This window comes from Enterobacter sp. UPMP2060, from assembly GCF_053709655.1.
On record NZ_JBSKJQ010000002.1, the window covers coordinates 598,603 to 616,181 of the forward strand.

The 17,579-nt window shown below is 55.3% G+C and carries 21 protein-coding genes and 1 pseudogene; 8 read left to right on the plus strand and 14 right to left on the minus strand.

Going from position 1 to position 17,579, the window contains the following annotated elements; genetic code table 11:
* Positions 1 to 28: 28 nt before the first annotated feature.
* Positions 29 to 892 carry an N-acetylmuramic acid 6-phosphate etherase gene (locus ACWKXN_RS08225; protein WP_236903569.1) on the plus strand — a complete coding sequence of 288 codons (864 nt, stop codon included), beginning with the start codon at positions 29 to 31 and terminating at the stop codon, positions 890 to 892.
* A 52-nt stretch (positions 893 to 944) separates the two neighbouring features.
* Here ACWKXN_RS08225 and ompC read toward each other — a convergent pair whose 3' ends face one another.
* Positions 945 to 2,111 carry a porin OmpC gene (gene ompC, locus ACWKXN_RS08230; protein WP_454543624.1) on the minus strand — a complete coding sequence of 389 codons (1,167 nt, stop codon included), beginning with the start codon at positions 2,109 to 2,111 and terminating at the stop codon, positions 945 to 947.
* Positions 2,112 to 2,395: 284 nt separating this feature from the next.
* Here ompC and ACWKXN_RS08235 point away from each other — a divergent pair, with 284 nt between their 5' ends.
* The 3 genes from ACWKXN_RS08235 (at position 2,396) to ACWKXN_RS08245 (ending at position 5,046) form a co-directional block, all read left to right on the plus strand.
* Entirely contained in the window at positions 2,396 to 3,097 is a 702-nt protein-coding gene (locus tag ACWKXN_RS08235) for a phosphohydrolase (RefSeq protein WP_048980988.1), read from the plus strand.
* A 61-nt stretch (positions 3,098 to 3,158) separates the two neighbouring features.
* Positions 3,159 to 4,574 carry a DNA cytosine methyltransferase gene (locus ACWKXN_RS08240; RefSeq protein ID WP_454543625.1) on the plus strand — a complete coding sequence of 472 codons (1,416 nt, stop codon included), beginning with the start codon at positions 3,159 to 3,161 and terminating at the stop codon, positions 4,572 to 4,574.
* Entirely contained in the window at positions 4,555 to 5,046 is a 492-nt protein-coding gene (locus ACWKXN_RS08245) for a very short patch repair endonuclease (protein ID WP_039263787.1), read from the plus strand. The genes ACWKXN_RS08240 and ACWKXN_RS08245 overlap by 20 nt, the downstream gene beginning before the upstream one ends.
* On the opposite strand, the gene yedA is transcribed toward ACWKXN_RS08245, so the two are convergent.
* Entirely contained in the window at positions 5,018 to 5,932 is a 915-nt protein-coding gene (yedA, locus tag ACWKXN_RS08250; protein WP_039263786.1) for a drug/metabolite exporter YedA, read from the minus strand. The two genes, ACWKXN_RS08245 and yedA, sit on opposite strands and share 29 nt — an antisense overlap.
* A 178-nt stretch (positions 5,933 to 6,110) precedes the next feature.
* On the opposite strand from yedA, the gene ACWKXN_RS08255 reads away from it, so the two are divergent.
* The 3 genes from ACWKXN_RS08255 (at position 6,111) to dgcQ (ending at position 9,045) form a co-directional block, all read left to right on the plus strand.
* Positions 6,111 to 7,022, plus strand: coding sequence for a DUF808 domain-containing protein (locus ACWKXN_RS08255; protein ID WP_032658668.1), 912 nt, complete (start codon positions 6,111 to 6,113; stop codon positions 7,020 to 7,022).
* A 78-nt stretch (positions 7,023 to 7,100) separates the two neighbouring features.
* Positions 7,101 to 7,283: a YodC family protein gene (locus ACWKXN_RS08260; RefSeq protein WP_023312315.1), complete on the plus strand. Its 183-nt coding sequence runs from the start codon at positions 7,101 to 7,103 to the stop codon at positions 7,281 to 7,283.
* Between the two features lie 73 nt (positions 7,284 to 7,356).
* Positions 7,357 to 9,045, plus strand: coding sequence for a cellulose biosynthesis regulator diguanylate cyclase DgcQ (gene dgcQ, locus ACWKXN_RS08265; protein WP_454543626.1), 1,689 nt, complete (start codon positions 7,357 to 7,359; stop codon positions 9,043 to 9,045).
* Here the strand turns inward: dgcQ and ACWKXN_RS08270 are convergent.
* Together ACWKXN_RS08270 and yodD are read right to left on the minus strand one after the other, a co-directional pair.
* The gene (locus ACWKXN_RS08270) at positions 9,042 to 9,842 is read right to left on the minus strand and encodes a mannosyl-3-phosphoglycerate phosphatase-related protein (protein WP_454543627.1); all 801 of its coding nucleotides are present in this window, start codon (positions 9,840 to 9,842) and stop codon (positions 9,042 to 9,044) included. The two genes, dgcQ and ACWKXN_RS08270, sit on opposite strands and share 4 nt — an antisense overlap.
* A gap of 301 nt (positions 9,843 to 10,143) precedes the next feature.
* Positions 10,144 to 10,371, minus strand: a complete 228-nt coding sequence (gene yodD, locus ACWKXN_RS08275; RefSeq protein WP_008500310.1) for a YodD family peroxide/acid resistance protein — start codon at positions 10,369 to 10,371, stop codon at positions 10,144 to 10,146.
* A 129-nt stretch (positions 10,372 to 10,500) separates the two neighbouring features.
* Here yodD and dsrB point away from each other — a divergent pair, with 129 nt between their 5' ends.
* A complete protein-coding gene (gene dsrB / locus ACWKXN_RS08280; protein ID WP_013097741.1) occupies positions 10,501 to 10,689 on the plus strand; it encodes a protein DsrB in 189 nt (62 codons plus the stop codon).
* Between the two features lie 101 nt (positions 10,690 to 10,790).
* Here the strand turns inward: dsrB and rcsA are convergent, their stop codons facing one another.
* The 10 genes and pseudogenes from rcsA to fliJ form a co-directional block, all read right to left on the minus strand.
* Entirely contained in the window at positions 10,791 to 11,414 is a 624-nt protein-coding gene (rcsA, locus tag ACWKXN_RS08285) for a transcriptional regulator RcsA (protein WP_008500313.1), read from the minus strand.
* A gap of 287 nt (positions 11,415 to 11,701) precedes the next feature.
* Positions 11,702 to 12,494: pseudogene (gene fliR / locus ACWKXN_RS08290) on the minus strand (flagellar biosynthetic protein FliR); the annotation flags it as partial.
* Between the two features lie 7 nt (positions 12,495 to 12,501).
* The gene (gene fliQ, locus ACWKXN_RS08295; RefSeq protein ID WP_008500315.1) at positions 12,502 to 12,771 is read right to left on the minus strand and encodes a flagellar biosynthesis protein FliQ; all 270 of its coding nucleotides are present in this window, start codon (positions 12,769 to 12,771) and stop codon (positions 12,502 to 12,504) included.
* A gap of 9 nt (positions 12,772 to 12,780) precedes the next feature.
* On the minus strand, positions 12,781 to 13,518 hold the full coding sequence (fliP, locus tag ACWKXN_RS08300) for a flagellar type III secretion system pore protein FliP (protein WP_033145903.1): 738 nt from the start codon (positions 13,516 to 13,518) through the stop codon (positions 12,781 to 12,783).
* Positions 13,518 to 13,892 carry a flagellar biosynthetic protein FliO gene (gene fliO / locus ACWKXN_RS08305; protein ID WP_023312309.1) on the minus strand — a complete coding sequence of 125 codons (375 nt, stop codon included), beginning with the start codon at positions 13,890 to 13,892 and terminating at the stop codon, positions 13,518 to 13,520. The genes fliP and fliO overlap by 1 nt, the downstream gene beginning before the upstream one ends.
* Positions 13,893 to 13,894: 2 nt before the next feature.
* Positions 13,895 to 14,308, minus strand: coding sequence for a flagellar motor switch protein FliN (gene fliN / locus ACWKXN_RS08310; RefSeq protein WP_023312308.1), 414 nt, complete (start codon positions 14,306 to 14,308; stop codon positions 13,895 to 13,897).
* Entirely contained in the window at positions 14,305 to 15,309 is a 1,005-nt protein-coding gene (fliM, locus tag ACWKXN_RS08315; RefSeq protein WP_023336184.1) for a flagellar motor switch protein FliM, read from the minus strand. Before fliM ends, fliN begins: the two co-directional genes overlap by 4 nt.
* 4 nt (positions 15,310 to 15,313) lie before the next feature.
* Entirely contained in the window at positions 15,314 to 15,784 is a 471-nt protein-coding gene (gene fliL, locus ACWKXN_RS08320; RefSeq protein WP_023312306.1) for a flagellar basal body-associated protein FliL, read from the minus strand.
* Between the two features lie 106 nt (positions 15,785 to 15,890).
* Entirely contained in the window at positions 15,891 to 17,123 is a 1,233-nt protein-coding gene (gene fliK, locus ACWKXN_RS08325) for a flagellar hook length control protein FliK (protein WP_048980994.1), read from the minus strand.
* Positions 17,120 to 17,563, minus strand: coding sequence for a flagellar export protein FliJ (gene fliJ / locus ACWKXN_RS08330; RefSeq protein WP_023312304.1), 444 nt, complete (start codon positions 17,561 to 17,563; stop codon positions 17,120 to 17,122). Before fliJ ends, fliK begins: the two co-directional genes overlap by 4 nt.
* Positions 17,564 to 17,579: the final 16 nt, after the last annotated feature.

Genomic DNA, 17,579 nt, shown 5'->3' on the forward strand with positions numbered 1-17,579 from the left:
GTGGGTACTCATAATAAGGAGGCTGTTTATGAGCGTTATGCTTACCGGTTCGGTCAAGGAAAGACGGCACGCCAGCACGATGAATATTGATAGATTGTCCACGCTGGACATGCTGAAAGTCATTCACCAGGATGATGCACTCATTTCTGCTGCGATTACCCCCTGTTTAAATATTATTGCCCGCGCGGTGGACAACGCCGCCGCGACGCTCAGCCACGGCGGTCGCCTGATTGTCGTTGGCGCGGGGCCGTCAGGGCGTGTAGCGCAACAGATTGCCGATGAATATGCGCCGGGCAAAACCCCTGTGATGGCCGTTACGGCACAAGAAGGGGAAGGGAACTACGAGCGCGGCGTTGCCGATCTGCAGGCCATCAAGTTTGGTGAACACGATATGATGCTGGCCGTGACCGTCAGCGGAAAAACGCCGTGGGTCTGGGGGGCAATGCGACATGCGTGGTCGCTGGGTTCACCGGTCGCTATTGTTACTGGTGATGCGCAAAGCGAAGCCGCGCAGCTGGCGAGCATGGTTATCGCTCCGGAGCTGGGGGCCGACGTCGTCGCAGGCTATATCAACACCAAAGCGGGGATCGCGCAAAAAATGATCCTCTCGATGATTGCCACCGGGCTGGCCGTCCGAACCGGACGGGTTTACAGCAACCTGCGCGTGGATCTTGAGGCAAGCACGACCAAATGGGCTGAACGGCAAATCGCCATTGTGATGGAAGCGGGGGGATGCACACGGGCCGAGGCAAAAGCCGCGCTGGAGAGCTGTAACCATAACTGTAAAACGGCGGTACTGATGGTGCTGACAGGGCTGGATGCGTGGAAAGCCCATGAACTGCTGGCGCAGAATAACGGGTTTATCCGCGTGGCGCTGCAGGAAGCGCCGTAAGATCTTCAGATAGTAAAAAGGCCGCAATTGCGGCCTTTGGTATTTTGGGGAATTAGAACTGGTAGGTCATGCCTACGCCAACGATGTCATCAGTTGAGATGCCATTGGCTTCGTAGAAGCTTTCATCGTTGTCCAGCAGGTTGATTTTATAATCAACGTAAGTGGAGAAGTTTTTGTTGAAGCTGTAGGTCATACCGAGATCGATATAGTTCACCAGATCCTGATCAACATAGTCGTAATTATTACCTGGGTTGTAATCATTGCCGCCAATGTCTTTACCTTTGGAATAAACCCATGCCAGAGACGGACGCAGGCCGAAGTCGAACTGGTACTGCGCTACGGCTTCAAAGTTCTGGGTCTGGTTGGCGATACCAACATTACCATATGGCGTCATATTGCGGGTTTCCGCATACATCATGGCCAGGTAAACACCCTGCGCATCATATTTTGCCCCAATGGTCCAGGCTTCAGCGTGTTCGCCACCTGCATATGGGCTGTAGCGGTTGTAGTTACCTGCACCGTATGCAACCTGTTTGTTCGTGCGGTCGGAAGATGAATATGCCGCACCCAGGCTCAGACCGAAGTCAAAATCGTAGGTGGTAGACATACCAAAGCCGTCGCCGTTCTGGAAACGAACATTGTCATGGCCATTTTTCGTGCCTTCCTGATCTTCTGTTGCATCCTGACCTTCATTCGCACCCTGATACTGCAGCGCGAAATTCAGGCCCTCAGCCAGACCGAAGAAATCCTGGTTACGATAGGTTGCCAGACCGTTAGCACGACCGTTCATAAAGTTATCGGTCCAGGTGTAAGAGTCACCGCCAAATACAGGCAGCATATCGGTCCAGGCTTCAACGTCGTACACGACGCCGTAATTACGGCCATAATCAAATGAACCGTATTCGCCATATTTCAGGCCAGCATACGCCAGGCGGTTAAACGATTTGTCACCCGCGCCCTCGGTATTATTAGCGAAGGTTTTGTATTCCCACTGGCCGTAACCGATCAGATCGTTAGCGATCTGGGTTTCGCCTTTGAAACCAATCTGCACATAGGTTTCGTCGCCGTCGTCGCCAGGGTTGTCAGAGAAGGTATGACGCGCGTCGACTTTGCCGTACAGGTCAACTTTGTTGCCGTTTTTGTTGTACATTTCAGCCGCATTGGCTGCGCCTGCCATTAATAACGCGGGTACCACAATTGCCAGAACTTTTCTTTTCATTATATATTCCCTTCAAAGATAATTTATATGAATATATGTAATCACCCTCCGCAATTACAGGCTTGATACTATTCCAGGAAGTGTTATTTAGTTTCAAAAATAAATGTAATTAAATCCTATGAAATATTGCTAAATATTTCTATTAATCTCTTTATTTTTCTGGTGAATTAATTCATTGAATTTATATGGTGTAATTATTATTAAGTATTTCGTGGTTCTATTTTTAAAATGATTTAATTCGGCTATGTTATAATTGATTCTCTTTTAAACATCAGGATATGACGATGGAACTTGCCCGGTGGCAGCAGCGATTTGAGCGCTGGCTTGAGGAAAACCACAGCACCGACGATACCGCACATGATATTTCGCATTTTCGTCGGGTCTGGATGACGGCGCAAAAAATCATGGATTACCAGGCGGTGGAACCGCTGGTGATCCTGACCGCATGCTATTTCCACGATATTGTCAGCCTGCCGAAAAACCATCCCGAACGCAGCCAGTCGTCACGGCTCGCCGCACTTAAAACGTGTGACATTCTGCGCCGCGACTTCCCGGACTTTCCGCCAGAGCATATTGCCGCCGTTGCGCACGCGATTGAGGCGCACAGCTTCAGCGCCGGGATTGCGCCACAGAGCATGGAAGCCAAAATTGTGCAGGACGCAGACCGGCTGGAAGCGTTAGGCGCTATCGGCCTGGCGCGCGTCTTTGCCGTCTCGGGCGCGCTGGGCGTGCCGCTTTTTGATGCAGACGATCCCTTTGCCGATGCGCGTATCCTTGATGACCGTGCGTTTGCCCTCGACCATTTTCAGACCAAGCTGCTGCGATTGCCTGATACAATGCAAACGGAAATGGGCCGCGAGCTGGCACGTCACAATGCCGATTTCCTGATCCAGTTTATGGCGAAACTCAGTGCCGAATTACACGGCGACTGCATCGGGCTGGATAGCCAGGTGTTGAGCCGCTTCCGTCGCAGTTTGCGCAACTGAACTGTGGTAATCTGTTTCCAGTCTTTACTCTCCGGTTAAAAGAATGCAGGAAAATCGATCAGTGACAGAGCCCGCGCCCGAGCAGGCTGAGAAATCAACGGCAACGGTGCAGGCGTTGCTGCGCCAGCTGTTGGATATCTATGATGCTAAAACGCTGGCCAATCTGCTGGTGGCGCACGGCGAGAGCCACTGGAGCCCGGCGATCCTTAAGCGTCTGCTGACCAGCGAACGCGCAGGGCGTCGCCTGAGTGAAGGCGAGTTTCGTTATCTGCAAAACCTGCTTCCGCGTCCTCCTGCCGCGCACCCGAACTACGCCTTCCGCTTTATCGATCTGTTCGCCGGTATCGGCGGCATCCGGCACGGTTTTGAAGCTATCGGCGGACAGTGCGTGTTTACCAGCGAGTGGAACAAACATGCCGTCCGGACCTACAAGGCCAACTGGTACTGCGATCCGCACGGGCACCAGTTCAACGCGGATATCCGCGATGTCACCCTGAGCCATAAAAGCGGCGTGAGCGATGAACACGCCGCCGAGCACATTCGCCAGACGATCCCGGCGCATGACGTGCTGCTGGCCGGCTTCCCGTGTCAGCCCTTCTCGCTGGCCGGTGTCTCCAAAAAGAATGCCCTTGGACGTGCCCACGGCTTTGCCTGCGATACCCAGGGAACGCTGTTTTTTGATGTGGCGCGCATTATTGACGCCCGTCGCCCGGCCATCTTTGTGCTGGAAAACGTCAAAAATCTAAAGAGCCACGACGGCGGAAAAACCTTCCGCATTATTATGCAGACCCTGGATGAGCTGGGTTATGACGTGGCCGACTCGCAGGACATCGGCGCGGACGATCCCAAAATCATTGATGGGAAACATTTCCTGCCCCAGCATCGCGAACGTATCGTGCTGGTGGGTTTCCGCCGCGACCTCAATCTCAAGGGGGATTTCACCCTTCGTGATATTCCGTCTTTGTATCCCGAGCGTCGTCCTACCGTTGCCGATCTGCTGGAACCTGTCGTTGACGCGAAATTTATCCTTACCCCGGTGCTGTGGAAATACCTCTACCGCTATGCCAAGAAGCATCAGGCGAAGGGCAACGGCTTCGGTTTTGGGATGGTAAACCCCAACGATCCGCACAGCGTGACCCGTACGTTGTCCGCTCGCTACTATAAGGATGGGGCAGAGATCCTGATCGACAGAGGCTGGGACAAGGCGCTGGGTGAAAAAGATTTCGACGATCCGCACAACCAGCGTCACCGTCCGCGACGCTTAACGCCGCGGGAATGCGCCCGGTTGATGGGATTTGAGACCCCGCAGGGCTACCGCTTCCGCATTCCGGTTTCGGATACCCAGGCGTACCGCCAGTTTGGTAATTCGGTGGTGGTTCCCGCGTTCGCGGCCGTGGCAAAACTGCTGGCCTCGCGCATCAGACAGGCGGTGGCACTCCGTCAGGGTGAGGCCGTCAATGACGGATGTTCACGATAAGGCCACGCGCAGCAAAAATATGCGTGCCATCGGCACGCGTAACACCGCCATCGAAAAGCGCCTGGCCGGGCTGCTGACGCAGGCGGGGTTTGATTTCCGCGTGCAGGATCCCGCGCTTGCGGGTCGCCCGGATTTCGTCATCGACGCCTGGCAGTGCATCATCTTTACCCACGGCTGTTTCTGGCATCACCACGACTGCTACCTGTTTAAGGTCCCCGCGACGCGCACCGATTTCTGGCTGGATAAAATTGGCAAGAACGTCGAGCGCGACAGACGGGATCTCACCGCGCTGATTGCGCAGGGCTGGCGGGTGCTGATCGTCTGGGAGTGTGCGCTGAGAGGCAGATTAAAACTGAACGATACCGATCTGACCGAGCGGCTGGAGGAGTGGATCTGCGGCGGCGGCCAGACCGCGCAGATCGACACGCAGGGTATTCACCTGCTTACGGTTTCTCCACCTCGCAAGGCGTGACCACCGGTTTTGCGGGCAGTAAATATTTGCCCAGGGTGACCAGCACGACGGCAAAAACAATCACTCCTAATGCCAGCCATTCAACGGAAGAGAGCGTTTCTCCCCCCAATCCCGTCCCGAGCAGCACGGCCACGACCGGGTTGACGTAGGCATAGCTGGTGGCGACAGCCGGGGAGACATTGCGGATCAGGAACATATAGGCGTTAATGGCGATGATGGAACCAAACAGCGCCAGGTAGCCTACCGCCAGAAAGCCCGACAGCGGCGGCAGGGTCGTCAGCTTTTCTCCCGTCAGCGTGGAGGCGAGCAGCAGTACAATCCCGGCGGCGAGCATCTCAATCGCGCCCGCCATCATGCCGGTCGGCAGTTCGATACGCGAACCGTAGACGGAACCAAACGCCCAGCTCATCGAGCCAATCAGAATGATGATTGCGCCCCACGGATTCCCGCTCAGGTTACCGCCGCTGTTCAGCAGAATGATGCCGGCAAGGCCAATACCAATCCCCAGCCATTCCAGCTTGCGGGTGCGGATACCAAAAAGACGGCTAAAGCAGAGTGTAAACAGCGGTACGGTGGCAACGACCACGGCGGCGATCCCGGACGGTACGTTCTGGTGCTCGGCAATCGTTACAAACCCATTCCCCACCGCCAGCAGCAGCAGGCCGATCAGGGCGGCATTCAGCATCGGGCGCAGCGGGGGAAGCTTATGCCCGCGCAGCAGCAGGAAGGCCAGCAGCAGCACGCCAGCCGAGAGAAAGCGGACGCCCGCCATCATCAGTGGCGGCCAGCTTTCCACGCCGATGCGAATGACAAAGTAGGTTGAGCCCCAGATGATATACAGCGAAAAGAGTGCCCCAATGAGCGGTAGCAATTGCCGGAAACGCATAATCCCTCACGACGAAATAAAAAGGTCGCTGATAGTAAACGCGAAAACTATCTCGCTGGCGAGCCCTTTAATTGTGTGGCAGATGTGAATTTTTTGTTGACGTGAGGTGGGTGTTTCCGGGTTTGCGCTTTTGCTCCATACTATTCACCTAATTACCAAAAAATGAAGGATTAAGATTTTGGCAGGAAGTAGCTTATTAACATTGCTGGATGATATTGCGACCTTACTGGATGACATTTCAGTGATGGGGAAACTGGCGGCGAAAAAAACCGCAGGCGTGCTGGGAGATGATTTATCGCTTAACGCCCAACAGGTGAGTGGGGTAAGGGCTAACCGTGAACTGCCGGTGGTGTGGGGCGTGGCAAAAGGCTCCTTCCTGAATAAGGTGATTCTGGTCCCGCTGGCGCTGCTGATCAGCGCGTTTATTCCCTGGGCCATCACGCCGCTGCTGATGATTGGCGGGGCGTTTCTCTGCTTCGAGGGCGTAGAGAAGGTCCTGCACTCCTTTAGCGCGCGCAAGCAGAGCGATACGCCGGAGATGCGCCAGCAGCGTCTCGAAGCGCTGGCCGCTCAGGATCCGAAAACCTTCGAGCGCGATAAGGTCAAAGGCGCTATTCGGACCGACTTTATCCTGTCCGCAGAGATTGTCGCCATTACGCTGGGCATCGTGTCTGACGCGCCGCTCCTGAATCAGGTTCTGATCCTCTCCGGCATCGCCATTCTGGTCACGGTCGGCGTCTACGGCCTGGTGGGACTGATCGTCAAGCTGGATGATATCGGCTACTGGCTGGAGGAGAAATCGAGCGCGGTGGCAAGAGGCATCGGCAAAAGCCTGCTGGTGCTGGCCCCGTGGCTGATGAAGAGTTTGTCGGTGGTGGGCACGCTGGCGATGTTCCTCGTGGGCGGCGGGATCGTGGTGCACGGTATCGCGCCGCTGCACCATGCGATCGAACATTTTTCCTCGGCGCAGGGGGCCGTTGTCGCGGCGATTCTGCCCACGCTGCTGAATCTGGTGCTGGGCTTCATCATTGGCGCTATCGTGGTCGCGGCGGTGAAGCTGGTTGAAAAAATTCGCGGCACGTCGCACTAATTGTTACCCGTTATGGGATGCAAAAAGACCATTCCTCGTCTAAATTGAAACAGTTTCACCCTGATACAGGAGGCAGGTATGGTCTTTTTGGTCAGTGATGAAGTTAAGCCTAAGAAGGGCGGCCCACGTATGATTGTCACCGGGTATTCCAGCGGAATGGTGGAATGTCGGTGGCACGATGGCTATGGCATCAAGCGGGAAGCATTTCGTGAAGATGAGCTTCAGCCGGGGGACGGGCAGCACCAGCGGGACAAGGCTTAATCACATAACGCCCGGCTTTGCCGGGCGTTTTTATCTCCAGTACCGGGTGTAAGGCAGCGATCAGGGAGTGTGTGTGCAGCGCGATACCTTTGTTGTAAGACAATCTTTTTTGCAATGGCTGCATAAGCGTAGCAATCCGGGGTTGATTGTTAATCTCTGTTTTCTGGTTGTTCTGGTATTCTCGACGCTACTGACCTGGCGTGAAGTGGTGGTACTGGAAGAAGCGTACATCTCCAGCCAGCGTAATCATCTGGATACGGTCGCCAGTTCGCTGGACAGGCAGCTGCAGAACAGCGTCGACAGGATGCTGTTGTTCCGTCAGGGCATGCATGATGCGATCCAGACGCCGCTGGCATTTGATGTACTTCAGAATGCGGTGTCACGCTTTAGCTCAGTCCGCATGCTCCCCACCTGGCAGCTTGCCGTTGATAAAAAACGCACCCTTCCCATTAACGGTGTCTCGGATGCCTTCGTCGAGAAAACCACGTTTCTGAATCGTGACGCCGAACGCCTCAGCCACGAGATTTCTGCCACGCTCGAAGTGGGGTATCTGCTCAGGCTGGCGTCGTCGAGAGCACAAACGGAAGCGCGCGTGATCTACGTGTCCCGCGCCGGGTTTTTCATTTCCACCGATACGCCGGACCAGGCGGGCGACATTACCTCCCGCTATTACCATCTTGTCACGCAGTCCTGGTTTACCCAGCAGTCAGAGCGGAACAATCGCGCTCGCGCGGTGCGCTGGTTCATCTCCACCCCCTCATCCTGGACCAATGATGAACGAATGATCACCGCCAGCGTCCCCATCTATTTCGATCATTACTGGTATGGCGTCGTGGCGATGGATTTTACGTTGGGCACCATGCAGCGTCTGCTGGCCGATGCGACGGAAGACCGAACGGAAGGGGAGTATCAGCTGTACGATACCCGGCTCAACATGATTGCCACCTCTGCCCATACGGAAAACGCGGTTAACCATTTTGACGAACGCGAAACGGCGCAGATTGCGCAGGCGATTGAGCACGCCACCGGCGGCGGGATCCGCCTCGGAAGCAGTTTTGTGAGCTGGGAACGACTCGATCACTTCGACGGCGTTGTCCTGCGGATCCACACCCTGCACGAAGGGGTACAGGACGACTTCGGCAGCATCAGTATCGTGCTGGCGCTGATGTGGGCGCTCTTTACCGCCATGCTGTTGATCTCGTGGCTGGTGATCCGCCGCATGGTGAGTAACATGTACACGCTTCAGCACTCGCTCCAGTGGCAGGCCTGGCATGATCCGCTTACCCGGCTGAATAATCGCGGCGCGCTGTTCGACCGCGCAAAATTGCTGGCGGAAACCTGTCGCCAGCAGTCGCTGCCGTTCTCGGTGATTCAGATCGATCTCGACCATTTTAAAAATATCAACGACCGCTTCGGCCATCAGGCCGGGGATAAGGTGCTCTCCCACACGGCAGGGCTGATTGCCAGCGCGTTACGCAAGAATGATGTGGCAGGGCGCGTAGGCGGGGAAGAGTTTTGCGTCGTCCTGCCGGGGATCGGTCTGGAGGAGGCGAGAAGCGTCGCGGACCGTATACGTTGCCGGATCAACAGTAAGGAGATCCTGGTGAAGAAGAGCACGACCCTGCGCGTCAGCGCGTCGCTGGGGGTCAGCAGCGCGGATGAAGCGGGTAACTACGAGTTTGAACAGCTGCAGTCCGTGGCGGACGTCCGGCTGTATCAGGCCAAACAGAGCGGGCGTAACCGGGTCGTCTGGCGGGATTAAGAGAGGAAGTGATCCAGCCCCTCCTGCCAGCCCGCCGGGCCGGGCTGCCGGGTGTGATAAACCCGGGCAGGGTTATCGTCCCGTAGCGTGATGCCCTGGCGGTTAATGCCCTTAATCACCACCGCGAAGTCAACGCTGTCGAGCAGCGGCGCATCATTGGGACCGTCGCCGAGCCCCAGCGTGGTGGGTTCAATCTCTTCCAGCTCGCGGTATTGCTCAATCAGCCAGTTCACCGCAACGTCTTTGCCGCAGCGAGCGTCCAGAACATGCCAGAAGCGCGCGCCCTGCAGGCATTTCAGGCCGACATTCGCCAGCTCCTCTTCAAACTGGACCAGTTTCTCGTCGGTATCGCGCCAGATGAGCGTGACGGACGCTTCATGCTTGCGGGCAAGCGCCGAACGGTAGCGCGTCAGGCCGGTCCACTCGCTGATAACGTGCTCATCCACGTCGTCAAAGGTAGTGAATTTATAGCCCGTCTGCAGGCGAATTTGTTCGATTCGCGGGCGAATATCCCGGTGCGTCATCCCCCTTATCTGGCGCTGAACCTTATCCCAGCGCACGTCAGGCTGAATCACCGCGCCGTTCTCGGCAATAAAAGGCAAGCCTTCCAGCCCCAGATCCAGCTGGAGATCGAGCATCTCTGCCGCGGTCTTGCTGCTGCAAAGAATGACCGGAACCTGATTATCCAGCAGCCTGTTCAGCCAGGGCATGGCGGGTTGCCACTCATAGGTGTGAATATCCAGCAGTGAACCATCCAGGTCAGAGAAAATCAGCAATGTATCCCGCAGTGAAGGCATAGCGACTCCTGGTAACAGATGCGTCTCGCTCTAAGAAAATTCCTAAAAAATAATGAAGGCGAAAACCGGAGAAAAGAGGAATGCTCCTGGCAAACCCGCATTCGGCGTGTGTTATTGCTCATAACAAAAAGCATTATGTTAAAAATATTATATTCATCGTAAGAATATATGCTTGTCAGCCAAATTCGTTGGGGATAGTGTGGCATGTACATCAGATTTCCTGGTGTAACGAATTTTCAAGTGCTTCTTGCATAAGCAAGTTTTGATCCCGGTCATCCCCATGGCCGGGATTTTTTTCGCCCTACCGATTGGCTTCAGACACGCTAAAGTCGTGAATATCAAGCTCGAAGGCCTCCGCCAGCTCGCGATAGGTGTGATAATCCCTTCCGTTGACAATGACGCGGTCCGAATTGTCGTCCGACCGGCGGACTTCTGACTCACTGATCTCATTGATGGCGGCCAACAGGGCATCGACATCCACCTCGACTTCGCGCTTGATGGTGTCGCTGTACTCTTTATCGGTCTTCATTACGGGGTTCCTCTTTCAGCCGTGTCCAACGGTAAGTATAGACTGTGTATAAAAACGCCAATCACGCCGGGCGGCGATGTGCGTTTTTGCGTTTTGTTCTACACTGGCTCAAAACCAGAGGAGGAATGTATGAAGGTCAACGATCGGGTAACCGTTAAAACGGACGGTGGGCCGCGCCGCCCGGGTGTGGTGCTGGCAATTGAAGAGTTTAGCGAAGGCACAATGTACCTGGTATCGCTTGAAGACTACCCGCTCGGCATCTGGTTTTTTAACGAACTGGGGCATCCGGACGGCATTTTTGTCGAGAAGGCGGAGTAGCACGGCGTCGGGTAGCACAGCGCGTGCCCGACACCCTCTCCAGAAGCAAAAATCTCTGGCCAGGCCAGAGATCAAAGGTAGGGTGCACAGGTCTTAAGCGACTAACGCATGTTGACGAAAATCCCGTTCGTCACATTATCGGTCAGGCGTACCACGTGGTAGATCACTTGCTTATTATGCGTTTTAATTTTCCTTTTAATATTTCCTTTGTGTGACGAAACGGTTTTCGCTTTAATATTCATCTGGTCAGAGATCTGAATAGTTCCTTGTCCCGCCATCCACATTCGCAGCATACTTGATTCAGTCCTGCTTAATGATAGGGTGGGTAAGTTAACCGCTCCTACATTTTTAACTTCTTTATTCAAATAATCACCCAGAATGTCATCCAGCGACTCGGGTTTAATCGATTTAGAACTGATCAATAAATTTTTACGGACCAACAAATACTCATCGAAATGGATATTCGCGATCGCCATAAAAACAATAAACAGGGTTTTTGGATGCTGATTAATGATTTGCTTAATGTGCTGACTGTTGGCTGGATCGTGAATGAAACAGTCCTCATTAATAAACACCACGCCTGGTTTTAGTTCGTCACAAGCGGCTGCGAGTTCGTCAACGGTGTGTGCATCGTTGATGTCTCTCTTTCTTACCCCTCTGCTTGCCAGGTACCCGGTTAACCCTAGCCGGGTGTAGCTGCATAAATCCATAATGATCGTTGACATGGCATACCCTCACTCAATGCGTAACGATAATTCACCATCTGCCTGAGAGCTCAAAACAGCCATACGGGATGGAAAAAAATAATAAACCTGTGAGCATGACAAAGACTTTCAGGCGGACTCACTATCCCGTAAAGTTACGTATAATTTGCCAGGAATCTTCTTAAAGTAAAGTAAATATTAAGTATTGTGAGATGGTTAGAAACAATTAAACCGCGTCAGATATATCCTGGAAGATGTTTTACGCGTTTTATTTTAGGAATATCCTCAGAAAGACAATAGCAACAGTGAGGGCTATTATTTACGTGGCAGCTCGCTGACAATATCCGCTAACAGGTTGAATATCTCGCCGAATAAATGTTCACAGAAGGGAGCGATAAGTGGCATCAGTAATGACATTAATAAAATCCCAACCGTCAGCGTAAGCGGAAAACCAATGACAAACACCGAAAGCTGCGGCGCCATTCGGTTGAGTAAACCTAACGCCAGGTTGACGGTCAGCAGCAGGGTGATGATCGGCAGCGCCAGCATCAGCCCGTTGAGGAAAATCAGCCCCGCAGCGCGAGTAAGCGCGAGGAAAGCGTTGCTGTTCACCGGATTTTCGCCAATCGGCAGCGTATGGAACGTATCCACCAGCATGGAGATAAGCCAGAGATGGCCGTTGAACGACAGGAACAGCAGCATGGCGAGCAGATCGATAATACGCGCCAGCACGGGCATGTTGAGATGACTGCCAGGGTCAACAAACGTGGCGAACGATAGCCCCATCTGCAGACCGATCAGTTCCCCTGCGGTACGCACCGCGGCAAAGGCGAGCTGCATGGTAAAGCCGACGGCGACGCCAATCATCACCTGCTGCAGGGCCACCCACACCGCGTTCGCCGAGAAGATCGGAATATCCACGGGGGGAAGAGAGGGCGCGACGATAATGGAGATGATAATGCCCAGCCCCACCTTGACGCGCTTGGGTATCGATTTCTCACTGAGAATCGGGGCGGTGGATATCAGCGCCATGATGCGCAGCATCGGCCAAAAATAGACGCCGAGCCACTGAACCCACTGGTCGCTGGTGAAGTGCAGCATCGTCAGGTCAGCCGATGATGTACGGCAGATTGGTAAACAGGTTGCGCATATAGTCCAGCAACAGGTTCAGCATCCACGGCCCGGCCACGATAATCGCCACGAACACGGCGATGATTTTCGGGATGAACGACAGCGTCATTTCGTTAATCTGCGTGGCGGCCTGCAGGATACTGATAATCAGACCGGTAACCAGCGCGACAAGCAGCAGCGGCGCAGCAACGGCAATCGCGATTTTCATCGCTTCCGTGCCCATCATCATGACCGATTCGGGTGTCATTGCCGTTCCTTAACTGTAGAAACTCTGCGCCAGCGAACTGACCAGCAGCTGCCAGCCGTCGACCAGTACAAAGAGCATGATCTTAAAGGGCAGGGCAATGGTCGCGGGCGGCACCATCATCATCCCGAGCGCCATCAGGACGCTGGCGATCACCAGGTCGATAATCAGGAACGGAATAAAGATGGTAAAGCCAATCTGGAACGCGGTTTTCAGCTCGCTGGTGACATAGGCAGGCAGAAGAATACGCATTGGCACCGCTTCCGGTCCCTGCATCTCGCCGGTGTTGGACAGGCGGGCAAAGAGGGCCAGGTCGGCTTCGCGCGTCTGGCGCAGCATAAATTCCCGCAGCGGCTGCGCGCCTTTATCCAGCGCCTCCTGCATGGAGATTTTGTCTTCGCTGAACGGCTGATAGGCGTCGGTATAAATCTTGTCGATAACCGGCGACATAATGAAAAAGGTCAAAAACAGCGCCAGCCCCAGCAGAACCTGGTTTGGCGGCGCGGAAGGGGTTCCCAGCGCGTTTCGCAGCAGACCAAAGACGATGATGATGCGGGTGAAGCTGGTCATCATCAGCAGGATGGCCGGAATAAACGTCAGCGAGGTGATGAACACCAGCGTCTGCACCGGAAGCGACCAGCTTTGTCCGCCGCCCGCGAGAGGAGTGGAGACCAGACCGGGCAGCTGTGCATAGACCGCGGGAGCAAACAGGCCAACGCCCGCAAGCGTCAGGGATAACAAACGGCGCATCAGGATCTCCCGGAACGCTTAAGCAAACTCTTCATGACGGACTGAAAATCCGCAGGGGCGTCTGCGCGCTCGTCCACCACAACAGGGGCGGGCGGCAGCTTGTGTAATACGCTGATGTTTGAGGCCGTGACGCCCAGGACCAGGCGCGCATCGTCTACCTCGACGATGACCACGCGTTCGCGTGGCCCCAGCGTGGTGCTGGCGCTGACCTTCAGGCCGCGGGCACCGGCGGTTTTACCCGCCAGGCCAAAGCGTTTCGCCAGCCAGGCGGCGATAAGAATAAAGGCAATAATACCGAACAATGCCCCGCTCACCTGGAGCAGAGGCGAGCCGGGAACGGCAGAAGGCTGTGATATTGTTGCCTGGGTTTTCATGCTTAACGGCTCAGACGACGCATACGTTCAGACGGGGTAATGATGTCGGTGATGCGTACGCCGTATTTATCGGCAACCACCACCACTTCACCCTGGGCAATCAGATAACCGTTGATCAGAATATCCAGCGGCTCGCCGGCCAGACCGTCAAGGGCCACCACGGAACCCTGCGTCAGGCGCAGCAGCTCTTTAATGGTCATGCGGGTGCGTCCCAGCTCAACGGTCAGCTTAACCGGGATATCCATAATCAGGTCGATGTCCTGCAGCGTGCCGCTGACGTCACCGCCGCCGAGCTGCTGGAATACGGCATCCGCTGCACTTTTGGCCGGGGGTGCTTTTTGCTCGTTTAACGCGTCAGCCCACAGATCGTCCAGTGCTCCGCTGTTCTCATCGGACGGATTGTTCATGTCACTCATTTGGGCTGTTCCTCATTCAGCGAATTCAAAATCGGGTTGATCAAGTGCTCAACGCGTAACGCATACTGACCGTTAATCGTGCCGTACTGGCTTGTCAGCACGGGGACACCATCCACATGGGCAATAATGCGGTCGGGTTTTTCTATCGGCAAAACATCACCGGGTTGTAATTTCAGGATCTGAGATAACCGCAGCGGGATATCGGCGAAGCTCGCCACCAGCTCAAGCTGCGAATGCTGGACCTGGCGGACCAGGTTTTCACGCCAGTTCTGGTCTTCGTTGCGGGAGTTCTCCAGCGGCGGGTTCACCAGCAGCTCGCGCAGCGGTTCGATCATGCTGAACGGCAGGCAGATGTTGAACTCGCCGGTCAGGTTACCGATCTCCACGTGGAACGGCGTGTTAACGACGATATCGTTCGGGGAGGTGGTGATATTGGTAAATTTCACCTGCATCTCAGAACGGACGTACTCCACTTCCAGCGGGTTAATCGCTTTCCACGCGTCGCTGTAAGATTCCAGCGCCAGCTTCAGCATGCGGTTAATGACGCGCTGTTCGGTATGGGTGAATTCACGACCTTCTACTTTGGTCGGGAAACGCCCGTCGCCGCCGAACAGGTTATCCACCGCGATGAACACCAGGCTTGGCGAAAACACCACCAGACCGGTGCCGCGCAGCGGCTTCAGATGAATCAGGTTAAGGTTGGTTGGCACCGGCAGGTTGCGGGCAAACTCATGATAAGGCTGAATGCGGATCGCACCCACCGTAATATCCGGGCTACGACGCAGCAGGTTAAACAGCCCCATACGGAACTGACGTGCAAAACGTTCGTTAATGATCTCCAGCGCCTGCAGACGTTCACGTACCACGCGACGCTGGGTATTCGGGTCATAGGGACGAATATCGCTATCGCCGCCAATACCCGGTTTAGGATCATCATTGTTATCGCTGTCGCCGTTGAGCAGCGCATCGATTTCTGCCTGAGAAAGAATACTGTCGCCCATGTCGTTACCGCAGAATGAATGCTGTATACAGAACGTCAGTGACTTCCTGCTTAGGTTGGCCGTTTACCAGCGGGGTCGCCAGCGTTTGTTTAATGGCGTCGACCAGCTTTTGCTTACCCACATCGGTAGCCAGCGCCGAAGCGTCCTGACGAGAGAACAGCAGCAGAAGGCGGCTACGCACTTCAGGAAGGTAATCGTTCAGACGTGAACGGGTGGCTTCATCTTTCAGGCGCAGCGTAATGCCAACATAAAGCACGCGATCCGCATCACCCAGGTTGACGGTGAAGGTATCCAGCGGGAAGAACACTGGAGCCGGCGGAGGCGGTGCTTCAGCTTTGGCTGCAGCGGTGGTCGGTTCCTGCTGCATACGCCAGTAACTATAGCCCGCGGTAGCGCAGGCGGCGAGCGTGATCAACACCAGCAGCGGGATCCAGATGGAACGCTTACTTTTTTTGGTGATAGCGGAGTCAGTCATCTGATACGAGCTTCCTGTTTCGGTACAGCTTAATAAGGTGATTATCCCGTGTCCTGCTGTCGTCAAAGCGTGGAAAAGACGGGGATAATCACGCTACCTCTGGCGTTTAGGCGAAGATGTCTACGGCACTATTACCGCGCGCTGCGGACTGCAGGGCGGCAGGAACAGGCAGTAACTCATCGCTCTCTTCATTAAAACCGCCGGTGTTGCCGGAACGCGAAGCCTGGTGCTGCTGCTGGGACGAGGACTGCTGCTGCCCGGCGAAGCTCTCGCTGCTGACGCTGCTCTGCGCAAGCTGAATGCCGTTTTCCGCCAGTGAGGTCCGCAGTACCGGCAGCGCGGCTTCCAGTGCCGCACGAACATGGCTGTGCGCAGAGACCATCTGCAGCTGGGCCTGGTTATCATCCAGCTTAAGCGAAATTTGCACCTGACCCAGATCTTCCGGGTGCAGGCGCAGCTCTGCCGTCTGCTGGCCCTGCTTAGTGAACAGGGTGATGTGCTGGCTCAGGGACTGCTGCCATTCGTGGGTCCCCAGAGGCTGGCTTAATACCGGCGCGCTGGCGACGGTGGCGGCCGTCTGACTGGTCGCATGGCTGGACATAATCGGTGCCAGAGTAGCTGTTGGTGATGATGATGAGGACGAACTGGCGAGCTCCTGCTTCTCTGCCGCTGCGGCCACGGCCGGTGTAGCAGGCGCGTTGCTCTGCAGGGCCGGCTCGTGATTTTTCACCTGGTTCTGATAAGGCGTAGCACTCTGCGCTTTATCGTGGCTTCCCGCAGACGCGTTCAGGGACGGTTGGCCCGCGCCGTTTGAAAGCGTCGCGGAATTCAGCGTTGAGGTGGCGGAAACGCCCTCGCTGCCTGCCGCGCGAGAGGCGGTAGTTTGCTGCTGGTGCGGCAGCATCGCCATCAGGGCGCTTAATCCGGCCAGCTCTTCTTCGCTCAGCTCGCTCTTACCGTCATCTTTGCTGTTTGCCACATTGAGCGTCTTCAGCGCGTCGCCTTTAGACAGCGGCACCAGCCCGGAAACCAGCGTATCAAGCGACGTGACGGGCGACGTTTCATCGCCGTTCAGCGCGGTCTGGCGCGAGAGCAGGTCGGCAATTTTGGCCTGCAGGGTGGTATCCCCTTTGGCGTCCTCAGCCACTTTTGACAGTTTACTGCCGGCGGCTTTCAGATCAGCCAGGGTTAGCGGCGCATCTTTGCCCTTGCCCGTTGCGTCCGACAGGGCGCCCGCCAGCAGAGAGAGAAAGTCCTGTGCACCGTCGGTGCCTTTCCCCGTTTGCGTGCCGCCTGACAGGTCGCTGTCGCTCATCAGCAGTTGTTGCAGTGTGATCATTCCGGTTTCCTCATTGATGCGCGCTGGGCAAACTCATCCATTTTCTTCTGATCCAGACGGTTTTCCGCCAGGGTCGTTGCCGCGATCTGTCTGTCCTGTAAAGTCTGCCAGGCCTGCAGTCGCTGCTTCTTCTCGCGCCAGAAATTCAGCGCGGTATCGACTTTCTGGGTCCACTGGTTAAGCTGCTGGCGATGCTGATCTATCGCCTTCTCCAGCGTCTGGATAAACTGCTGATAGTTAATCCAGCGCTGGCTGCCAATGCCCTGTGTCATGTCGGTATTGAGGTTGGTGCGATATTCATGCTGATAGTCGATCAACATCTTCAACTGTTCTTCAGCCTGCTGGCACCCGCGTCGCATTGCGCCTAGCTGCAATGCGGCATCATCAACTTCTTTTTCAGCCAGATCTTTCAGCGTTGATAACGCGCTGTTTTGCGCCATGACCTTCGCCCTCCAC

Coding starts and splice junctions, on each gene's coding strand:
- ACWKXN_RS08225 (WP_236903569.1), top strand. CDS start 29: ATGAGCGTTATGCTTACCGGTTCGGTCAAGGAAAGACGGCACGCCAGC.
- ompC (WP_454543624.1), bottom strand. CDS start 2,111: ATGAAAAGAAAAGTTCTGGCAATTGTGGTACCCGCGTTATTAATGGCA.
- ACWKXN_RS08235 (WP_048980988.1), top strand. CDS start 2,396: ATGGAACTTGCCCGGTGGCAGCAGCGATTTGAGCGCTGGCTTGAGGAA.
- ACWKXN_RS08245 (WP_039263787.1), top strand. CDS start 4,555: ATGACGGATGTTCACGATAAGGCCACGCGCAGCAAAAATATGCGTGCC.
- yedA (WP_039263786.1), bottom strand. CDS start 5,932: ATGCGTTTCCGGCAATTGCTACCGCTCATTGGGGCACTCTTTTCGCTG.
- ACWKXN_RS08260 (WP_023312315.1), top strand. CDS start 7,101: ATGGTCTTTTTGGTCAGTGATGAAGTTAAGCCTAAGAAGGGCGGCCCA.
- ACWKXN_RS08270 (WP_454543627.1), bottom strand. CDS start 9,842: ATGCCTTCACTGCGGGATACATTGCTGATTTTCTCTGACCTGGATGGT.
- yodD (WP_008500310.1), bottom strand. CDS start 10,371: ATGAAGACCGATAAAGAGTACAGCGACACCATCAAGCGCGAAGTCGAG.
- dsrB (WP_013097741.1), top strand. CDS start 10,501: ATGAAGGTCAACGATCGGGTAACCGTTAAAACGGACGGTGGGCCGCGC.
- rcsA (WP_008500313.1), bottom strand. CDS start 11,414: ATGTCAACGATCATTATGGATTTATGCAGCTACACCCGGCTAGGGTTA.
- fliQ (WP_008500315.1), bottom strand. CDS start 12,771: ATGACACCCGAATCGGTCATGATGATGGGCACGGAAGCGATGAAAATC.
- fliP (WP_033145903.1), bottom strand. CDS start 13,518: ATGCGCCGTTTGTTATCCCTGACGCTTGCGGGCGTTGGCCTGTTTGCT.
- fliO (WP_023312309.1), bottom strand. CDS start 13,892: ATGAAAACCCAGGCAACAATATCACAGCCTTCTGCCGTTCCCGGCTCG.
- fliN (WP_023312308.1), bottom strand. CDS start 14,308: ATGAGTGACATGAACAATCCGTCCGATGAGAACAGCGGAGCACTGGAC.
- fliM (WP_023336184.1), bottom strand. CDS start 15,309: ATGGGCGACAGTATTCTTTCTCAGGCAGAAATCGATGCGCTGCTCAAC.
- fliL (WP_023312306.1), bottom strand. CDS start 15,784: ATGACTGACTCCGCTATCACCAAAAAAAGTAAGCGTTCCATCTGGATC.
- fliK (WP_048980994.1), bottom strand. CDS start 17,123: ATGATCACACTGCAACAACTGCTGATGAGCGACAGCGACCTGTCAGGC.
- fliJ (WP_023312304.1), bottom strand. CDS start 17,563: ATGGCGCAAAACAGCGCGTTATCAACGCTGAAAGATCTGGCTGAAAAA.